19 protein-coding genes are annotated in these 18226 nt (G+C 49.1%); 8 read left to right on the plus strand and 11 right to left on the minus strand.

Annotated elements, in window-relative coordinates:
- Nucleotides 1-51 precede the first annotated feature (51 nt).
- The 4 genes from L6466_RS13000 to L6466_RS13015 all read left to right on the plus strand — a co-directional run bounded on the left by L6466_RS13000 (nt 52) and on the right by L6466_RS13015 (nt 5415).
- On the plus strand, nt 52-2268 hold the full coding sequence (locus L6466_RS13000; RefSeq protein WP_237802636.1) for a helix-turn-helix domain-containing protein: 2217 nt from the start codon (nt 52-54) through the stop codon (nt 2266-2268).
- Nucleotides 2269-3057 (plus strand): Cof-type HAD-IIB family hydrolase, encoded by a 789-nt coding sequence (locus L6466_RS13005; RefSeq protein WP_237802635.1) that lies wholly within the window; start codon nt 2269-2271, stop codon nt 3055-3057. It abuts the gene before it with no gap.
- Nucleotides 3058-3217: 160 nt separating this feature from the next.
- Entirely contained in the window at nt 3218-4525 is a 1308-nt protein-coding gene (locus L6466_RS13010) for a FimB/Mfa2 family fimbrial subunit (protein ID WP_237802634.1), read from the plus strand.
- A gap of 8 nt (nt 4526-4533) precedes the next feature.
- Nucleotides 4534-5415: a FimB/Mfa2 family fimbrial subunit gene (locus L6466_RS13015; protein WP_237802633.1), complete on the plus strand. Its 882-nt coding sequence runs from the start codon at nt 4534-4536 to the stop codon at nt 5413-5415.
- On the opposite strand, the gene L6466_RS13020 is transcribed toward L6466_RS13015, so the two are convergent.
- On the minus strand, nt 5412-6581 hold the full coding sequence (locus L6466_RS13020; protein ID WP_237802632.1) for an FprA family A-type flavoprotein: 1170 nt from the start codon (nt 6579-6581) through the stop codon (nt 5412-5414). The two genes, L6466_RS13015 and L6466_RS13020, sit on opposite strands and share 4 nt — an antisense overlap.
- A gap of 154 nt (nt 6582-6735) precedes the next feature.
- Between L6466_RS13020 and L6466_RS13025 the strand changes: the two genes are divergently transcribed.
- Entirely contained in the window at nt 6736-7014 is a 279-nt protein-coding gene (locus L6466_RS13025) for a TIGR03905 family TSCPD domain-containing protein (protein WP_237802631.1), read from the plus strand.
- 1 nt (nt 7015) lies between these two features.
- Here the strand turns inward: L6466_RS13025 and L6466_RS13030 are convergent, their stop codons facing one another.
- The 8 genes from L6466_RS13030 to L6466_RS13065 form a co-directional block, all read right to left on the minus strand.
- Nucleotides 7016-7732 carry a uracil-DNA glycosylase family protein gene (locus tag L6466_RS13030; protein WP_237802630.1) on the minus strand — a complete coding sequence of 239 codons (717 nt, stop codon included), beginning with the start codon at nt 7730-7732 and terminating at the stop codon, nt 7016-7018.
- Nucleotides 7733-7735: 3 nt separating this feature from the next.
- Entirely contained in the window at nt 7736-8542 is an 807-nt protein-coding gene (locus tag L6466_RS13035; protein ID WP_237802629.1) for a DNA alkylation repair protein, read from the minus strand.
- Between the two features lie 33 nt (nt 8543-8575).
- Entirely contained in the window at nt 8576-10009 is a 1434-nt protein-coding gene (locus L6466_RS13040) for an ATP-binding protein (protein ID WP_237802628.1), read from the minus strand.
- 171 nt (nt 10010-10180) lie between these two features.
- The gene (locus L6466_RS13045) at nt 10181-10492 is read right to left on the minus strand and encodes an MGMT family protein (RefSeq protein WP_237802627.1); all 312 of its coding nucleotides are present in this window, start codon (nt 10490-10492) and stop codon (nt 10181-10183) included.
- A 17-nt stretch (nt 10493-10509) separates the two neighbouring features.
- Nucleotides 10510-11094: a superoxide dismutase gene (locus L6466_RS13050; protein ID WP_237802626.1), complete on the minus strand. Its 585-nt coding sequence runs from the start codon at nt 11092-11094 to the stop codon at nt 10510-10512.
- Nucleotides 11095-11413: 319 nt separating this feature from the next.
- Nucleotides 11414-11875, minus strand: coding sequence for a DUF2971 domain-containing protein (locus tag L6466_RS13055; protein WP_143005657.1), 462 nt, complete (start codon nt 11873-11875; stop codon nt 11414-11416).
- Between the two features lie 147 nt (nt 11876-12022).
- Nucleotides 12023-12415, minus strand: a complete 393-nt coding sequence (locus tag L6466_RS13060; RefSeq protein WP_237802625.1) for a hypothetical protein — start codon at nt 12413-12415, stop codon at nt 12023-12025.
- A 373-nt stretch (nt 12416-12788) separates the two neighbouring features.
- Nucleotides 12789-13526 (minus strand): nucleotidyltransferase family protein, encoded by a 738-nt coding sequence (locus tag L6466_RS13065; protein WP_237802624.1) that lies wholly within the window; start codon nt 13524-13526, stop codon nt 12789-12791.
- Between the two features lie 147 nt (nt 13527-13673).
- Between L6466_RS13065 and L6466_RS13070 the strand changes: the two genes are divergently transcribed.
- Genes L6466_RS13070 through L6466_RS13080 form a run of 3 tightly spaced genes read left to right on the plus strand, consistent with a single transcriptional unit; the run spans nt 13674 to nt 16320 of the window.
- Nucleotides 13674-14855, plus strand: coding sequence for a GHMP family kinase ATP-binding protein (locus L6466_RS13070; protein ID WP_237802623.1), 1182 nt, complete (start codon nt 13674-13676; stop codon nt 14853-14855).
- Nucleotides 14856-14881: 26 nt separating this feature from the next.
- Nucleotides 14882-15232 (plus strand): four helix bundle protein, encoded by a 351-nt coding sequence (locus L6466_RS13075; RefSeq protein ID WP_091851297.1) that lies wholly within the window; start codon nt 14882-14884, stop codon nt 15230-15232.
- Nucleotides 15229-16320, plus strand: coding sequence for an NAD-dependent epimerase/dehydratase family protein (locus tag L6466_RS13080; RefSeq protein ID WP_237802622.1), 1092 nt, complete (start codon nt 15229-15231; stop codon nt 16318-16320). The genes L6466_RS13075 and L6466_RS13080 overlap by 4 nt, the downstream gene beginning before the upstream one ends.
- 162 nt (nt 16321-16482) lie before the next feature.
- Here L6466_RS13080 and L6466_RS13085 read toward each other — a convergent pair whose 3' ends face one another.
- Together L6466_RS13085 and L6466_RS13090 are read right to left on the minus strand one after the other, a co-directional pair.
- Nucleotides 16483-17799, minus strand: coding sequence for a Fic family protein (locus L6466_RS13085; RefSeq protein WP_431356499.1), 1317 nt, complete (start codon nt 17797-17799; stop codon nt 16483-16485).
- Between the two features lie 184 nt (nt 17800-17983).
- Nucleotides 17984-18214 carry a helicase associated domain-containing protein gene (locus tag L6466_RS13090; protein WP_237802621.1) on the minus strand — a complete coding sequence of 77 codons (231 nt, stop codon included), beginning with the start codon at nt 18212-18214 and terminating at the stop codon, nt 17984-17986.
- Nucleotides 18215-18226: the final 12 nt, after the last annotated feature.

Below are 18226 nucleotides of genomic sequence, written 5' to 3' on the forward strand. Positions count from 1 at the left end.
ATTCATAAATTCTTCGTAATTTTGTATCCGCAAACTGACAGATACTGATTGATGGAACAAAATAACGAGAGACTACGAGCTACCGACGATACGTCGGGAATGCTGCGCACCGCGTGGGACTTCGTCGAGAACACGGGGCGCAGCATTTTTTTGACTGGTAAGGCGGGAACGGGAAAGACGACGTTCCTGAAGGAGGTGATGGCAGGCTCCAGGAAGCGCCCCATCGTGGTGGCGCCAACGGGTGTGGCAGCCATCAATGCCGGGGGCGTCACCATCCACTCCTTCTTCCAGTTGCCCTTTTCGCCCTATGTACCGGGCGCCAAGGTGGAAAACAAGTTTGATTTCAGTCGTGAGAAACGCAAGATCATCGCCTCCATAGACCTGTTGATTATCGACGAGATATCGATGGTACGTGCAGATCTGCTCGACGCCATCGATGCCGTGCTCCGGCGTTTCCGTGAACACGACCAGCCCTTTGGTGGCGTGCAGCTGCTGATGATTGGCGACCTGGCCCAGCTCACGCCCGTCGTCACCCCTGAGGACGAACGAATCCTAAAACCTTATTACAGCACCCCTTACTTCTTTGCGTCGAAGGCCCTCCAGCAGATTGACTATGTCACCATCCAGCTGGAACATGTCTATCGCCAGCAGGATGCCTCGTTCATCAATATATTAAATGAGGTACGCAACGGCCATCCGTCGGAAGCGGTGCTGGCAAAGCTGAACAGCAGACTCTCCCCCCAGCCCCTCCCTGCGAGGGAGGGGAGTGGTTACATCCGACTGACCACTCACAATAATATCGCCAACAACTATAATGAGTCTGAGTTGCGGAAACTTTCCACGCCTGCCTATACCTACCGCGCAGAAATCAAGGGCACGTTCCCGGAATACTCCTATCCCACGGCCGAGGCACTGGTCCTGAAGGAGGGCGCACAGGTGATGTTCGTAAAGAACGACCCCTCGGGCGACCACCGGTATTATAATGGTCGCATCGGACGTGTGATGGAGGCCGGCGACAACCGTCTCACCGTCTATTGCGAGGGCGACAGCGAGGCCATCGAGGTGGAACCGCTGGAATGGGAGAACACCCGCTACACGCTGAACGAGAAGACACGCGAGATTGAGGCCGAGGTGCAGGGCACCTTCAGGCAACTGCCCCTGCGACTGGCCTGGGCCATCACCATCCATAAGAGTCAGGGACTGACCTTCGACCACGCCATCATCGATGCCAACCAAAGTTTCGCACCCGGACAGGTGTATGTGGCCCTGAGCCGCTGCCGCACCCTCGAAGGTCTGCTGCTGGCATCGCCCCTGGAGGCGCGTTCCATCATCAACGACGAACGGGTCGACTCATACATTGCCCAACAGGAGTACGAGGCTGAGCGAAGCATCTGTCAGCTGCCCCTGCTCAAACAGGAATACGAGCGCTATCTGCTGTTGCAGCTCTTCGATTTCCGCTCCGTCCTTGCCCTGCAGGAGACCATGGTGCGCATCTTCGCTGAGTTCTTCTACCACAGTCATGCCTCCCTGAAACAGTTGCACGACCAGGCCCTGATGGACCTGCGCCAGCGCGTCCTCGACGTGGCCGGCAAATGGCAGCAGATCATCCAGTCGATGCCGTACGAGGGCCTGCACGAGGCCGACTTCCAGAACCGTGTGATGCGCAGTGCCGGGTATTTCTCCGACCAGTTGCGCGAGATTCTGGCCAAGCCCATCGAACTCAGTGCCAAGGTAGAGACACAAAACAAGCAGGCGGCGCGCCGCCTCGACAATGCCCTGCCCGACCTCAGGCAGGCATGCCTCAGTCGTCGCTATCTGCTCGAGAAGATGGCCGAGATGGGATTCTCCGTCGACAACTACCTGCACGAAAAACAGATGTCGATGCTTGATGCATTGGGTGAGGACGACGTGAAGTCCAAGCGCCAGCGTAAGCCGAAGGCCTCCAAGGCCCCCAAGGAGGTGAAGCCCAAGACCTGGGAGATATCCCTCCAGCTCTATCAGGATGGCATGAAGCCCGACCTCATCGCCAAGGCACGGAGCCTCACGCTGGGCACCGTCATCGGACATCTCACCCGCTATGTGGAATCCGGCGAGGTATCTTTCGACGACCTCGTGCCGGCCGACCACCAGCAGGCCATCCGGCGCGTCATCACCAAGATTGGCGTCAACGAGGGCTCCACGGCTATCAAGAACCTCTGTCCACCCGACATCACCTACGATGAGATCCGCCTGGTGATGCAACACATGCAACAAAAAAAGGAATCATAAATGACACAGACATACGCACTATTCTTCGATATCGACGGTACACTGGTGAGTTTCAAGACCCACGAGATACCACAGTCCACCATCCAGGCGCTAACACAGGCCAAGGCCAATGGTTCGCGCGTGTATATCGCCACGGGCAGGCCACCGCTCATCATCACCAACCTGGGGGCCATCGAACCACTGATCGACGGCTATATCACCACCAATGGCGCACTGTGCTATGTGGGCACCGAACTGGTCACCTGCCAGCCTATCCCCATGGAAGATGTTCTGACATGCGTGAACGACTGCCAGGAGAAAGGCAACAGCCTGATTGTGGTGGGCCGTAAGGACGTGGCCGTACTCGACCCCAAGGGCGACGTGGACCGTATCTTCCGTCAGATGCTGGCAGTGAAGAATCTCGACAAGGCGTCGCCGCTCGACGAGGTGCTCCAGCAGGATATCCTGCAGCTCACGCCGTTCTTCCCGGCCGACTACGAACCGGAACTCATGGCGCGCATGCCCCAATGCGTCTCTGGCCGCTGGCATCCGGAGTTTACCGACATCACGGCCAACGGGGCCGACAAGGGCAAGGGTATCCTCGCCATGGCACGCCACGAAGGCTTCGACGTCAGTCGCACCATTGCTTTTGGTGATGGCGGCAACGACACCTCCATGATCATCCAGGCGGGTATCGGTGTGGCCATGGGCAACGCCATTGAGGAGTTGAAACAGCAGGCCGACTATATCACCACGTCTGTAGATGATAATGGTATCCTCAATGCCCTCCGGCACCTGCATGTCATTTAAGGAAAAACCTTCGTTTTCCGGGTCCAATTCATCTGTTTTTCCCCTAGATTGGCAGATATAAGAAATGAAAGTTAAAATTTTGTTGAAAGGTTTTTACATCTGCACGTGATTTTCCTTGAAAATAGGTACTTTTGTGCCTCAAAAAAGGATAACACATATCATGATTAAAAATTTTAAGCTAATCGCTACTCTTTCCGCCGCTGTTCTCTTCGCATCATGCGAGAAAGCGGTATTCGATGAAAACACTGAAGAAGAAACGGTCATCGAGGCTCCTGCAACAGCCCGTCTCAACATCGTCATGCGTGCCGCCACCAGCGACGAGAATGCCGTGAAGGATGGCAGAATCTACATTTTCAATGAGAAGGGAAAATGTGTACAGTTGCTCTCTACCAGCGAGGAAAGCAACGCGGCTACAGTCACAATGGCCGCAGGTACATACGACCTATATGCCGTGGGAGGAGAAGACCTCTCACGGTTTATTTTGCCCTCTCAGGAATCAGCTACCCCCAAGAGTATCATCAAGCGGATGACAGACAAGACCATGGACGACCTGCAGATTAAACACGCCATGGTGAGCATAGCCGACGGTGAGGAGATGACGCAGAATATGTCATTGGCCCACAAGGTCATCTGTATTGATGAACTGGAAATCCTGCAGGTGCCCTCAGGCGTCACAAAGGTTGAGGTCATGCTCACCCCGCTCTACAGTGGAGTTTATCTGGATGGCGAATATCCTGAAGCACCCACGGAGTCATACCGCATCATGCTCAACAGACAGGAGGATGAGAAAACATGGAAGGCGTCACCCAACCAGATGCTGTTCCCCTCGAAGGGCATGCCCAATATCAAGATAGCATTCACCACCGAGGATGGTACCACAAGCTATTCCTACACCGCCTCAGAGGATTTCCCTGCCAACCACCACTACGCCATCATCGGTACCTGCAAGGCGGCACAGGGCGTCACGCTGACAGGTGTCCTGACGTCGGAGGACTGGGGCGAGAAGCGCACAATCACATTCGATTTTGATGATAGTCAGAAGGGCTTCTCCAAACCCGAGGCAGGCAAGTTCTGCAGTGGCTATTATGTTGTTTCTACCGACGCCACCAACAGGACCGCCGTCCTCTTGTCGCCCGAAACCGTCCCATATGCAGCACCTGCAAAAGGCGAGGAGGCCAGCGTCTGGCTGGAGGCATTAAACACCGCACTGGCTGCGACGGCAAAACCATCTGGCATAACGAACAGCTGGCGGTTGCCGACGCTCGATGAGGCCGCCTGCTTTACAACGGGCAGTCAGGCTGTTTTTGTGGAAGGAAAGGGCGTGACAAAGAGTTTCTATGCCACGAAGGACGGGACTCTGTACTGGACCTACGGCTCAGAGTCAACGGAAGGCAAGGAACAACATTTCGGTACAACGGGGTTTGAAGACTTTGTGCTGCTCCGTCCGGTCATTGACATCAAATACTAAGACAACACATGAAATACCTCAACCATATACTGTTTGCCCTCCTGCTGCTGATGCTGGCGGGATGCGAGAAACCCATCATTTCCGATACGGACACGGAGGAAACGGTCGAAAAGAAGGGCAACCTCACCCTGACCATCTGTGAGGTCGAGCATACCCCTTTTCCAGAACTGACACGGAAGTCTGCGTCAGAAGCGTGCAATCGCCTGAACTTCGCCGTCTACGACACGGCAGGAACGCGCGTCAAACAGACAAACCAGAAACTGGGCGACAGCGACTTCGGTACCGCCACGTTCCAGTTGCCCGAGGGTACCTACATCATCGTGGCACTGGCACATAGCAGTAACGGCAACCCCACGATGACGAATCCCGAGAAGATACAGTTCAACAACTCACAGGGCTATACCGACACCTTCCTTTACTATAAGAAAGTGGTTGTCGGCACGGAGTCGCAGACACTCTCGCTCTCTCTTCACCGCATCACCTCGCTCTGCCGCTTCGTCGTCAACGACGCCATCCCCGAGGGCGTGGCAAAGCTGGAGTTCACATACAAGGGCGGCAGCGGCTCGTTTGACGCCAGCACCGGATACGGTTGCGTGAACAGCACACAGGTCATGAAGTATGATGTACAGGCCGGTATGAAACAAACGCAATACGACCTCTACACCTTCCTGCACAGCACAGAAGGCTCCCTTCACCTGAAGGTGACGGCCTACGATGCCAGTGGCAATATGTTGTTCGAGAAATCCATGGGCGTAGACATGTATCAGAACCAGATCACATGGCTAAAAGGCAACCTCTTCTCCGACATCCAGTCCACGCCCACTGAGTCGTTCTCCGCCACCGTCGATATTGACACCCAGTGGCAGGGAGAACTGTATTTCACCTATTAATCGTTCAGCAGACTGTCTGCCAACTGCGCCAGCAGGGCCTCATCGCCAGCCTTCATGCGTGAACGGATGGTCACCATGGGCTCCACAATCTCACAGTCCTTCAGGGCTTCTATCATCGTGCGCATGGTCTTGCCGGCCGTGGGTGCCCAACTGCCGTTCTCTATGATACCAAACCTGCGTTTCTGGTAGTTCTTGATCTGCAGGTGATACAGGAAGTCGTGCATCACGGGGAACACACCTGCATCATAGCTCGAGGCGGCCACCACAACGGTAGGATAGCGGAACGCATCCTCGATGACCTCGGCCATGTCCGACCGACTCAGGTCGCTCACCACCACCTTCTTGGCACCTTTCACTCTTAGTATCTCTCCAAAACGCTCTGCAGCAGCGGCCGTACCGCCATGAATGCTGGCATAGGCAATCAGGATGCCCTCACTCTCGGGCTCGTACTTGCTCCATATATCATACAGGCGCACAGCCTCAGCCAGGGTCTCACCCTTCAGCACAGGACCGTGCAACGGACAGATAGCCTGGATGTCCAGACCTGCCGCCTTCTTCAGCACACCCTGCACCTGCGTTCCGTATTTACCGCAGATATTAAAGTAATACCTGCGTGCCTCGCAAGCCCAGTCGTCGGTCTCGTTCACCAGCGCCCCAAACTTACCAAATCCATCAGCGCTGAACAGCACCTTGTCGGCCGTGTCGTAACTCATAATCACCTCGGGCCAGTGTATCATTGCCGCACCGATAAACTGCAGCGTATGCTTACCCAGCGACAGTGTATCGCCCTCCTTGACGGTCAGCACACGACCCGTGAAATCCACACCCTCAAAGAAGTTGGCCAGCATCTTCACGGCCTGCGCACTGCACACCAGTTGCACACCGGGATACGTCTCCATCATCCAGGCAACCAGTGCCGAGTGGTCGGGCTCCATGTGGTGAACCACCAGATAGTCCGGCTGACGGCCGTTCAGGGCCTCCATCAGGTTCGCTTTCCACGCCTCACCCTTTCTGCGGTCGGCCGTATCCATCACCGCTATCTTCTCATCGTCGATGAGATAAGAGTTATAACTCATGCCCTCGGGCACCACATACTGACTCTCGAACAAATCGATGTCGAGATCATCCACACCGATATATTTAACTGTATCACTAATCATATGCATAGTTTCAAACTTTTTCTTCGACTGCAAATTTAGGAATAAGAATTGAATTATCCAAATATTACATGCTGAAAGAAGAAAAAATGCTTTTCCAGGCGATTTTTCGGAAAAGATTCGCTATATTTGCAGTCTAAACATCAAAAAAACAGAATCTACAATGAAAACAAAGCACATACAGTACCAGACCCACGGCACCTGTTCACAGTTAATCGACGTAACGGCCGACGAGCACGACGTTATCCAGCAAGTCTTCTTCCTTGGCGGATGCAACGGCAACCTGCAAGGCATCAGCCAACTGGTCCGTGGCCAGAAAATCGACGATGTCATCCCCCGCATCAACGGCATCCGCTGCGGCAGCAAAGGCACCTCCTGCCCCGACCAGTTATGCCGCGCCCTCGAACAACTGAAGCAGGCTCCCTTGACAGAGGAGTTATGAATTAAATTTTTATGAAGTCAAAGAATCGACGATAAGCCTCTACCTTCTTGTCAAAGGACAAGGGGTAGGCACGGGAACTGCTGGGCAGCCTGTACAATAGCAAACCGCCTCCATTCGTCAGATTCGTGCTATTCGTGTTCGCAAAAATATCCGTTTCATCCGTGCCATCCGTGTTCGCAAAAATATCCGTTTCATCCGTGCCATCCGTGTTCGAAACCCTGACATACGTGTTTACTTTCGGGGTCTCCGCCATCCCCATCGTCCTGCATATCGTCTCGGTCGCCTTCTCCCCCGTCGTCACAATGGCACGGAGATGGGGTAGCCGTTTCAAGAGCGCCGTGATATCTGTTGGCTCCACCACCTCCAGGAACTTGTCCGAGGCATTGTCCTGTAACCGACGTATAGCCGTGGAGGTATCAAAGAAAGCAAGTCCCTTCTCCTCGCAGAACGCCACGATCTCATCTATCTTGAATCGCTTCGCCTCGAGGTCCACAAAGTGGTTCTTGTCGCCATAGAATATCTGACCCTCAATGCGCCAGTGGTCATTAATAAAGTTCGGGTAATAGAAATCCATGCACCACCGCTTGCGCTGTGGCGGAAAACTGCCCAAGAACAGCACCTTCGCCTGCTCCGGCAGAAAAGGAATCAGCGGGTGATATTCAATCCCCTCCCCACTCCTCTTGATATGCTCCGTGTTCAACCAACTCTCACTTTTCACTTTTCAACTTTCAACTTTCATCCAGTATTGTCGTTCCTTCTCACTCATCTTCTCTATGGCATAGCGAAGCATCGTTCGAGGCATCTCATGGGCATGCTGACGCAGGAATTCACGCAAGAGTTCCATCGAGCACCGCTTGCCCATCTCCCTGAGCATCCACCCCACCGCCTTGTGCATCAAGTCGTGCGGATGGCGCAGATGAATCTCCGCATACCTCAAACACCACGACGGGTCCCCCATCTGCGACGTCTTCCACGAGCACACGATGCTCATCCGCTGCTTCCACAAGCAGGGGCTCTGCGCCAGCTCATCCAGCACCTTCAATTTAAAATCCTTGTGTAGGCCTGGGCCTCCCCCTAAGCAGGGGGATGAGAGGGGGGCTCCCAAATTTGTCGGCAACAACAGCCAATGCCCCAAGATTTTATGTACGGACAAATCCACCAGGTCCCAGTTATTCGCCCGTTCTGCATATTTGAGGTACATCGTCAGAATTTCATCGCGCCCACGAATAGCCTTCTCATCATTCTCAAGGCGTTTAGTTGTCAGCCTCTCAAATTTCGCCACCAGTATCAGCAATCCGCAGAGCCTCACCTCATGCCATTTCGACATCAGTAACTCCGGCACCTCGTCCAAAGGAAAGTCCTTCCACACATCCCGGACCACCTCCCTCGTCTGCGGCACCTTCAGTCCCAGGAACTCATCGCCCTCTCCATACTCACCAGACCCCGTTTTAAAGAACCCCATGAGCACCCGTCGCTGCTCCTCATTCTTCAGCGACTCCATATACGCGATTATCTCCTTTGCTGTCATCGTATTAATGCTATTTGATTGCAAAGGGACATATCATTCTTTTATGATCTCACTGGCCAATGCATTTACAGCATCCACATCGATTGACTCCAAGACAATCTCTTCTGGCTCCAAATTCAGCAGGAATTGCATATAATTGGGAAGTGTCAGCAACTGTCCGTCCCTACCGATATTGAAATCACCAAACTTGATGACGTGCTTGACCTTGTACTTCTCAGGATGGTTCAACACAGTTTTAACGCTTTTGGCTTGCGCCGTCTTTGCCTTAACCTCAAGCGGTACACATTCGCCATTTATCCGCACCAGGAAATCCAATTCCATACCAGAATCCTTCTGGAAATAATAAAGGTTCTGTTCCTTCTTATGCAGCGTATCAGCCATCAGATTCTCATAGATTGCTCCTTTGAATCCACCCAGATTACCCTGAAGGATGTCCGCACGAACACCAGGCCCCAGCATTTCGACAAGCAGACCTATATCAGCCGTATAGACCTTAAACACATTATCCTTCGCATTTCCTTCCATTGGCAAACCTGTGATGTCAGTATTATAGCATCGACAGATGATGCCTGCATCCTCCAGCCATTGTAGCGACCCCAGATAGGTATCACTTCTACCACCTGGTTTCACCTTGTTATATTGGAACTTCTTATTATCCTTCGCCAACTGCTTGGGGATGGAATTGAAGCACTCTCGGATATGCGGCTTGTCTTTATCTGGAGCATACTTCACCATATCGTCGCGATATTCTTTCAAAATCGACTTATAAGCCTTGCTAACCTCGTTCATGTTGTTGGTCTTGAGAAAGACATTGATAGGTTCTGGTAGCCCACCGATAGTTACATACAAATTCAAAAATTGCTTCATTGCTACATGAATGCCAGCAGGAACAGGTTTTTCCTCGCGATAGCACTTCCTGAGAGTCTCGACAACATCCTCGCTGAGACCATTTGCCCAAAGGAATTCCTCAAAATCCAGTGGATACATCTCTATAATATCTTCCGAGCCGACTGGTACGGAATTAATGCCAGGCTCTTTCAGCTCCACAAGTCTGCAACGTTGCTTTTTCTTCTCGTCACCATATCCCTGAACACCCAACAATGAACCTGTGGCAATCACATCAAAACGCCCGTCTTCCTTGAAGAACTTGAGCGAGGTGCGTGCTTCTGGACACTCCTGAATCTCATCAAAGATGAAACAGGTATCGCCTGGTGTGAACGAAACGCCCTGAATCTGAGCAGAAAGGTTCAGCAGTATAACGTTTACATCTTTCGAACCCACAAACGCATTGATACGCTCAGGTTGCTTGATGAAATTGATATATACAACCGTCTTGTAGTGGGCGGCTGCAAAATGTTGCACGATGAACGTCTTTCCGCATTGGCGGATACCCATAATCACCAAAGGCTTATGCCCAGAGGTACTTTTCCACTGTTCCAGCGTGTTTTCAATCTTTCTTCTCAGCATTTTTCAAGTGAATCACATTAAAAATATCACACTTTTCTTAACGACTTTTTATTGAATCGTTACACTTTTTTAAACGACTTTCCGCCGCAAAGATACACTTTCTTAAAAGAAAAAACAACTATTTCTGCACTTTTTTCAACGAAAAACAAAAAAAAACGCGATATTAGCCAATCACTCCGGCTCCCACAGATGCCGCGCCATATCCACATGCCCATTAGACTTAAACTGGACGCCCTCTTCTTCTAAGAGCGTGCGCTGACGACTCCACCCAGGTGCTGTGCGTCCATCCTTATTCACCACCCGATGACAAGGAAGGGATTCTGCACCTGGGGTGTATCTCAATGTGCGGCCTACCATCCGCGAATGACTCGGCCAGCCTGCCAAGGCGGCAATATGGCCGTACGTGGTCACCCGGCCAAAAGGAATCTGAGCGACAATGTTTAGCACATCATCGCGAAATCTACTCGCCTGCGCTGGCGTCATTTTATCAGGATAATCCCTCACTCGTAGCGCTTCTCTATCACGCTCCAGTCCACAATCTGCCAGAGCGCAGCCAGGTGGTCAGGCCTGCGGTTCTGATAGTCCAGATAGTACGCATGCTCCCACACATCGAAGGTCAGCAGCGGCTTCAACCCCTTCTGCACCGGGTTCGCCGCATTCGTCTCCTGCGTAATCAGGAGTTTACCATCCTTATCTGAAGATAGCCACACCCAGCCACTACCAAACAGCGTAGCGCCCGCCTTCTGAAACGCCTCCTTGAATGCCTCAAACGCCCCGAAGTCACGCTCAATGGCGTCAGCCAATTGTCCTGCAGGAGCTGACTTTGTCGGCTCCCCCGTAAATTGCCCGAAGTACATGTTATGATTCAGTATCTGCCCCGCATTATTCAGCATGCCACCCTCGGCCTTACACACGACTTCCTCCAAGGGTAATCCCGCCAACGGGCTCCCCTCTAAAAGAGCATTCAAGTTATTCACATACCCCGCCAGATGCTTCCCATGATGAAACTCCAGCGTCTGCTTGCTTATCACCGGCTCCAATGCGTCTATCGCATACGGCAACACCATCAATTCAAACTTTCCCATACATCTTATAGTTTTAGATTTCTGCTGCGAATATACAACTTTTCCGTGAGAAATCCACCATTTTTGCATTTTTTCTGAATTCCCAACGTAACATTTTAGATTTTCTCCTACTTAAAATTAGCAATCTCTGCCGCCAAGGCATGAAACTCAGGTGTGTCATACTTCATAAAAAAAACTACTTGCCCCCCCACTTTGGCATGAATATACCAAGTGTCAAATATAGAACCCACTCATTTCAGTCCAAATAGGGTCATCAGGCACATCCCTCCATAGTTCATACCAGTCTAATCCGAATTCATAAGACAATACTGGCAGCTTCCTATTTCAGCCCTTTCTTACTTTTGTTACGAAAAGCATAATCAGGGAGCACATAATCCATGTATTCAACATCTCTTGCATAATCTCCTTCAGCAAGTTTCAGTTTATTTTTATCAAATACTAAACAGGCCCCATACCCCTTATCAGCATATAGTCCCCACATGGTATGCAAATTAAAACCTTCATATATTTTGTCGTCAACAGACCGATCTTGGGCGAAGCTAATCTGTTGGTATCTTCGCATTTCTTCCTCTGCAAACAAGCCGTTGTCTTTGTCATCTTCTAAACTATTAAAAATCACTCGCTGAAAAACTATTTTATTACTTTCAATCAAATCATTCATCCGTGGCAATTTACCAAATCTCAACCGTTTGCTCTCGATAATCATACACGCAGATTCAAAAGTCGTAAAATGATATAGACGTGTCATTTCTGCGAATCGTTCTCTTATACTCTTTCTCATAATTAATTTTTTTAGATTAATCGTATATTTTCCCTGACAAATATACGAAAACATCTGCAAATAGTAGTAACCCTATAACCTTTTTATTCATTTCCGATAGCAAATAACCGCTAACCAAGTACTTCAACTTAGTTAGCGGTTACCTTTTTAAATTTTGGGGTCTTGGGGTTGGACCCCAAGCGGATCACAGGTATATTTTACTCTACAATGATTTTTCAGGCTTGCAAAGCCGTTGTTTTTTCTTTCAGGTGTTTGTAATAACGCAGTTACGTGATAAGTGGTGTGGGCATGGCGTAAGAACTCGTTCTTAAAGACACGCCCACACCACTTAGCACAATGGCTCTGATAAGAGCTACAAACATTTGAAAGTGTTTTTTCTGTTTTTTTTCCAACCCTATTAATTTGTTCGATTTTGATCAGATTTTGCTCGATTTCTGCCCGATAGGGCACTCCATCCATTTCTAGACCTTTAGGTCTTAACAATTTTCTAAATTGATTTTCTTGAAATTTTGAGCCTTTTGGCGACCATAACTTACTCACGCTTTAGCGCGAGCCAATTAATGAAAAATTAATGTTCCAATTATATGGCAATTACATGTTCACGAAAAGAATATCATTGCTGTTATGGTCGAGATAAACATGATTTTTCAGGCTTTCCAAGCCGATGTTTTTGCTTTTCGTTGTTTGTAATAACGGTAGTTATTGCGATAAGTGGCATGGAGTGGGCATAAGAGCTCGCTCTTAAAGCCAAGTCCATACCACTTATCACTAGAGCTCTGCAGGAGCTTCAAACATCGAAAAGGGTTATTTCTGTTTTTTTCTGATTCTGACAGGTACCGTCCCCTGTCATCCCCGCGAACCGACAAATCCAGCACTTCCTGAAACTAATATTGTCTTCATGAAATCGTATTCGTTACTTGCCGTATTTCTCAACCGCTTCGTAATAGGTGTCTAATGACCCTATATCGAACCGTCCCGCACTCATCGGCCACGCATGCATCGTCGTATGCTCCACCATATAGTGTGCCAGGTTACCCGGCGCATCCTTTCCGCAACCATTCTCCACTGAATGACGCACCAAGTCCAGGTCCTTCTTCAGGTAGATGTAGAAAGGTGGCACAGCCCAATGACTCTTAGGCACTTGAGGTTTCTCCTCCATGCCCAGCACTTTATTGTTTTCGTCGAGTTCCACCACACCCGTACGCTGCAACTTCTCTATCGACTGCTGCTCGTGACACATGATGCAACTCGTCCCCTTCTCCTTTGCAAAGTCTACGAATTCCTGGAATGAGAAGAACAGCAAGTTATCCGCTGCTACCACCAGCAAATCGTCATCAATACTCAACTTATCCATCGCAAACAACAAATCACACACCGCACCTAGACGCGTCTCATTCGTCTCCGTCCCGTCATCCACAATCGTGATGGGCTTCTGCCATTTTCCCTCTTCCTTCTGCCATCTTTCGAAAATGGGAGCAAAGCGATGATTTGAGATAATAATATGTTCCGTGATCTCCGGAATCTTATCTATATCATCCAGCATCCTACCCAGAATCGTGTTCTCACCTATCTTTAACAAAGGCTTCGGGAAATTCTTTGTCAACTCACCCAGCCTCGTGGCATAACCAGCCGCAATAACAATATTCTTCATTGTAAATCAGTGTTCTTTTAAATAAAACGGGCTCCAAAGATACGAATTAATTACCAAACATCAGCATTAATCCTAGAAAAACTGAATATTTTTTTGTGGTTTTTGAAATAATATGTACTTTTGCATCTAAATCAATAATTATCACCTATGCAGTATCACATTTTCTCGCCCTACCGCGTATGTCCCTTGGGCGCCCATGTTGACCACCAGCATGGTCTGGTCACAGGTTTCGCCATCGACAAGGGCGTCGACCTCTGGTTCGATGTAGCCGACGACGGCCATGTACACCTTGAATCCAAGACCTTCGAGGGCATTGTAGACTTCGATATTGACGCACCCTCTCAGGTGCGCGAGCGCCATTGGGGCGACTATGCCCGTGGAGCCAAATATGCCCTCAAAAAACGCTTTGAACTCAAGCGAGGCATCACCGGTGTCATCCAGGGCTCCCTGCCCGTAGGCGGTCTCAGCTCATCAGCAGCAGTACTCATCGCCTACGTTATGGCTTTTGCCAAGGCCAATGATATCACCCTCCAGCCCTTCGAGGTCGTAAAGATCGCTTCCGAGGCCGAGCGCGAATATATCGGACTGAACAACGGTCTCCTCGACCAGGCCTGTATCGCCCTGGGCAAGAAGAATCAGCTCCTGTTCCTAGATTGCGATTCTAACGAATACCGCCTGATACCTTTTGGCGGCCAACAGCAATCAACAGAAAATTCTCAATTGTCAATTGTCAATTCTCAATTACCTTTTGAGATTGGAATCTTCTTCAGTGGTCTGACCCGAAGCCTTGTCAATTCCGATTACAACCTCCGTGTCTACGAATGCAAGACCGCCGCATGGAACATGCTCGCCTATACCGAGCAGCCCCTGAAAACCTTCGATAAGACCTTCCTGCGCGATATCCCCAAGGCCACCTTCGACAAGACCCGCATCGCCATGCCCGCCCGCTTCGCCCGCCGTGCAGAGCACTTCTACAGCGAGTACCGTCGTGTGCGCCAAGGTGTCACAGCCTGGGAAACAGGCAACCTCAAGCTCTTCGGAAAGCTCTCGTTCGACAGTTGCGAATCCAGCATCCACAACTACGAGTGCGGCTCCCCCGAGCTCATCGCCATCTACGAAATCATGCGTTCCCTCCCCGGAGTCTATGGCGGTCGCTTCTCTGGTGCCGGCTTCAAAGGCGCCTGCATCGCCCTCGTCGACCCTGCCCACAAAGCAGAAATCGAGAAAGTCCTCACCGAGCGCTACCTCGCCCAGTTCCCTGAGTACGAACGCACCTTCCAAGTCTTCTGGGTTAAGCCCGACGACGGCGCCCGATTCTTGGAGAATTGACAATTGATAATTGACAATTTATAATTATGGCTAACGCGATACAAGATAAAAGCCGAAAGTTTGCAATTAGAATCGTTAATTGTTACAAGTATCTTACAGAACAAAAACATGAAATGGTTTTGTCGAAGCAATTACTCCGAAGCGGAACCAGTATAGGAGCCAATACACGTGAGAGTAAAAACGCTCAATCACGTATGGACTTTCTGAACAAACTAAATATTGCGTTAAAAGAGGCAGATGAAACAGAATATTGGCTTGATCTGCTGCATGAAACAAATTATATTGATGACACAATGTACAAGTCTATTAATAATGACTGTGCAGAACTCATAAAGCTATTAACGTCTATAATAAAAAAATTAAAAGATCAGATATGAATAAAATCAAATTAAACGGTAAAACGATTTTAGTGACAGGAGGAGCTGGCTTTATTGGCAGCAACCTAATCAAACGCTTATTTGTAGATGCCCCAGGGGCAACCATCATAAACATTGATAACTTAAACGACTATTACGACGTTGCTCTCAAAGAATATCGTCTGAAAGAATTAGAAGCGTTAGCCAATTCTCAATTGTCAACTAACAATTCTCAATTGTCAATTGTCAATTATCAATTCATAAAGGGGGATTTGGCCGACAAAGTTTTGATAGAAAAACTTTTCGCCAAATACCACTTTGACGTCGTGGTCAACCTCGCCGCCCAGGCAGGTGTCCGCTATAGCATCACCAACCCCGATGCCTACATCCAGTCCAATCTCATCGGCTTCTACAACATCCTTGAGGCCTGCCGCAACCACCCCGTTGAGCACTTGGTTTACGCCAGCTCATCCAGCGTCTATGGCGGCAACAAGAAAGTCCCATTCTCTACCGACGACCGCGTAGATAACCCCGTGTCCCTCTATGCCGCCACCAAGAAGTCCAACGAGCTCATGGCCCACTGCTACAGTAAGCTCTACGACATCCCCTCTACCGGCCTACGCTTCTTCACCGTTTATGGTCCTGCCGGTCGTCCCGACATGGCCTATTTCGGTTTCACCAACAAGCTCCTCAAGGGCGATACCATCCAGATCTACAACTACGGCAACTGCCGCCGCGACTTCACCTATGTCGATGACATCGTAGAAGGCATCGTACGCGTGATGCAAGGCGCCCCCGAGCGCAAGAAGGGCGACGACGGCCTCCCCATCCCACCCTATGCCGTGTATAACATCGGTGGCGGCCAGCCCGAGAACCTCCTCGACTTCGTCACCATCCTTCAGGAAGAACTCGTCCGTGCCGGCGTCCTCCCCCAGGACTTCGACTTCGAGGCCCACAAACAGCTCGTCCCCATGCAACCCGGCGACGTCCCCACCACCTATGCCGACGCCACCGCCCTTGAGCGCGACTACGGCTTCACCCCGAAGATCACCCTCCGCGAAGGCCTCCGCCACTTCGCCGAGTGGTACGCCCAATTCTACAAAAAATGACTAAAGCAAAAAACTACGGCTAATTCATCTATTAGCCGTAGTTTTTCAAAATATTCTGAAAAAGGTTGTAACACTTCAACCATTTTACCTATCTTAGTCAGAGAACCGTTCAATATTCTATTCCTTTCCAATCCTTTCCAATTCTTTAAACATTGGAAAGAATTACTTTAAGAATGGTTTGACAGCATCTTCAAACTTATCACTTCTCACATAACCTCTCTTAACCTTATTAAAGGCAAACTCATCAATTAGACCACGATTCACAAGCCCCATAATATCACACTTTGCAGTCGTAGCACTAATTAAGTATTTACTTTGAATATCTTTAACAGTGATAACTTCCTTCGGATTATCAACAAACATCTTAATAATCTGAGCCTGTCGGTCATTAATATCTCCTAATTGTAGGAACGTATTTGCAGCTTTCTTTTCATCCTGTTTTCTTTTCAGATAACGTTGCAACTGTTTAAACGAGGTATTTAACACTCTCAGATTATATGTTACGAAATACCCCATATCATTACCATCTGCTTCTGTATACAAGAAAGACTTCTCATACGACTTCTTCGAATTTGCAATAACCCTTGATATAGAAAGATATTCCGTCAGCCAATACTTCTGCTTCAGCATATACCAATAGAAGAGAGCTCGAGCAGTTCTTCCATTACCATCAACAAATGGATGCATATAAGCAACCATAAAATGAATAATAATCCCTCGGATAATCGGATGGATAAAGACCTTTGGTTTCTCATCATTAAAGAATCTACACAGGTCTTTTACAAAAGAAGGTATCTCTGTGTATGAAGGTGGACGATGCACTATTTCGTGGGTAATACCGTTTTCTACCACCACATCGTCGTTCGAACGGAATCGTCCCGCATCCTCAGGATTATCTAATGTTTTTTCAGTCATCAGACGATGAATGCGTTGTAATAGTTCTACAGTCAAAGGTGTATCTTGATTCTGAACAACGAACTGGATTGTCTGATAATTGTTGGCTATCATCTGTTGCGACTTATCCTTTGGAGTCATCTTCTTACGAAGCATTTCCTTAGCCACCTGTCTGGTAGTAGCAGCCCCTTCCATCTGGCTAGAGAATATTGCCTCTTCCATCAACGAACTGACCAAGTATCTCTCTTTGCAGTCTCCAGAAATTATGGAACTCGTACCCCACGACCCCCCAAAGTTCATGTCAAGCTCATGACATATACGTTGCATTTGGTTAGTAACACCTAGAAACATATTGAATTGAGGCCACACACTAATCATATTCCTCATTCTAGAGACCTTTACATAAGCCCACAACTTCTCAGAAGAACACTTTTCTGTACTCTTTTTGTACTTAATAGTATCCCAATACTCATATTCCTCATTTATCTTATCCACCAATGCTGCAACATCTTCATGGGGAGGATTGACTACAGAATCGAACAACTCCTGATCATCTATTTGGGGAGGGGGTTCTATTATACTCATATATAAAATTTTTGCAGCAAAAATAGAAAAAACTTTCCAATCTTGCAAGGATTGGAAAGAATTAGAAAGAATCGCCTTATATATTTAACATTATATAACAACTAAATCTCTCAAATACAGAATAAAATTGATAGTAATTTATATAAACCAAGAAAAGTCAGCCCATCGGCTGACTTTCCATATCCTATTCATATTGATTCTTCCGTTTATACTCCTCCATCAGCGCCATCAGTCTCCCGAAAGCCTCCACCCTCTCAGGCCTCATCTTCCCCGCATTCATCACCTTCCTATTCGCCTTCACCCAGTTCAGCATATCATGCTCCTCGATTCGATGCTTCGATGGATTCCGGTGATTAGCCTCAATAAACTCAACCACCTCATGGTACCTTGTCAACCAACGTTCATCTTGTGTCATTTCCGTTGTTCC

This window comes from Prevotella communis (assembly GCF_022024175.1).
Taxonomy (GTDB): domain Bacteria; phylum Bacteroidota; class Bacteroidia; order Bacteroidales; family Bacteroidaceae; genus Prevotella; species Prevotella communis.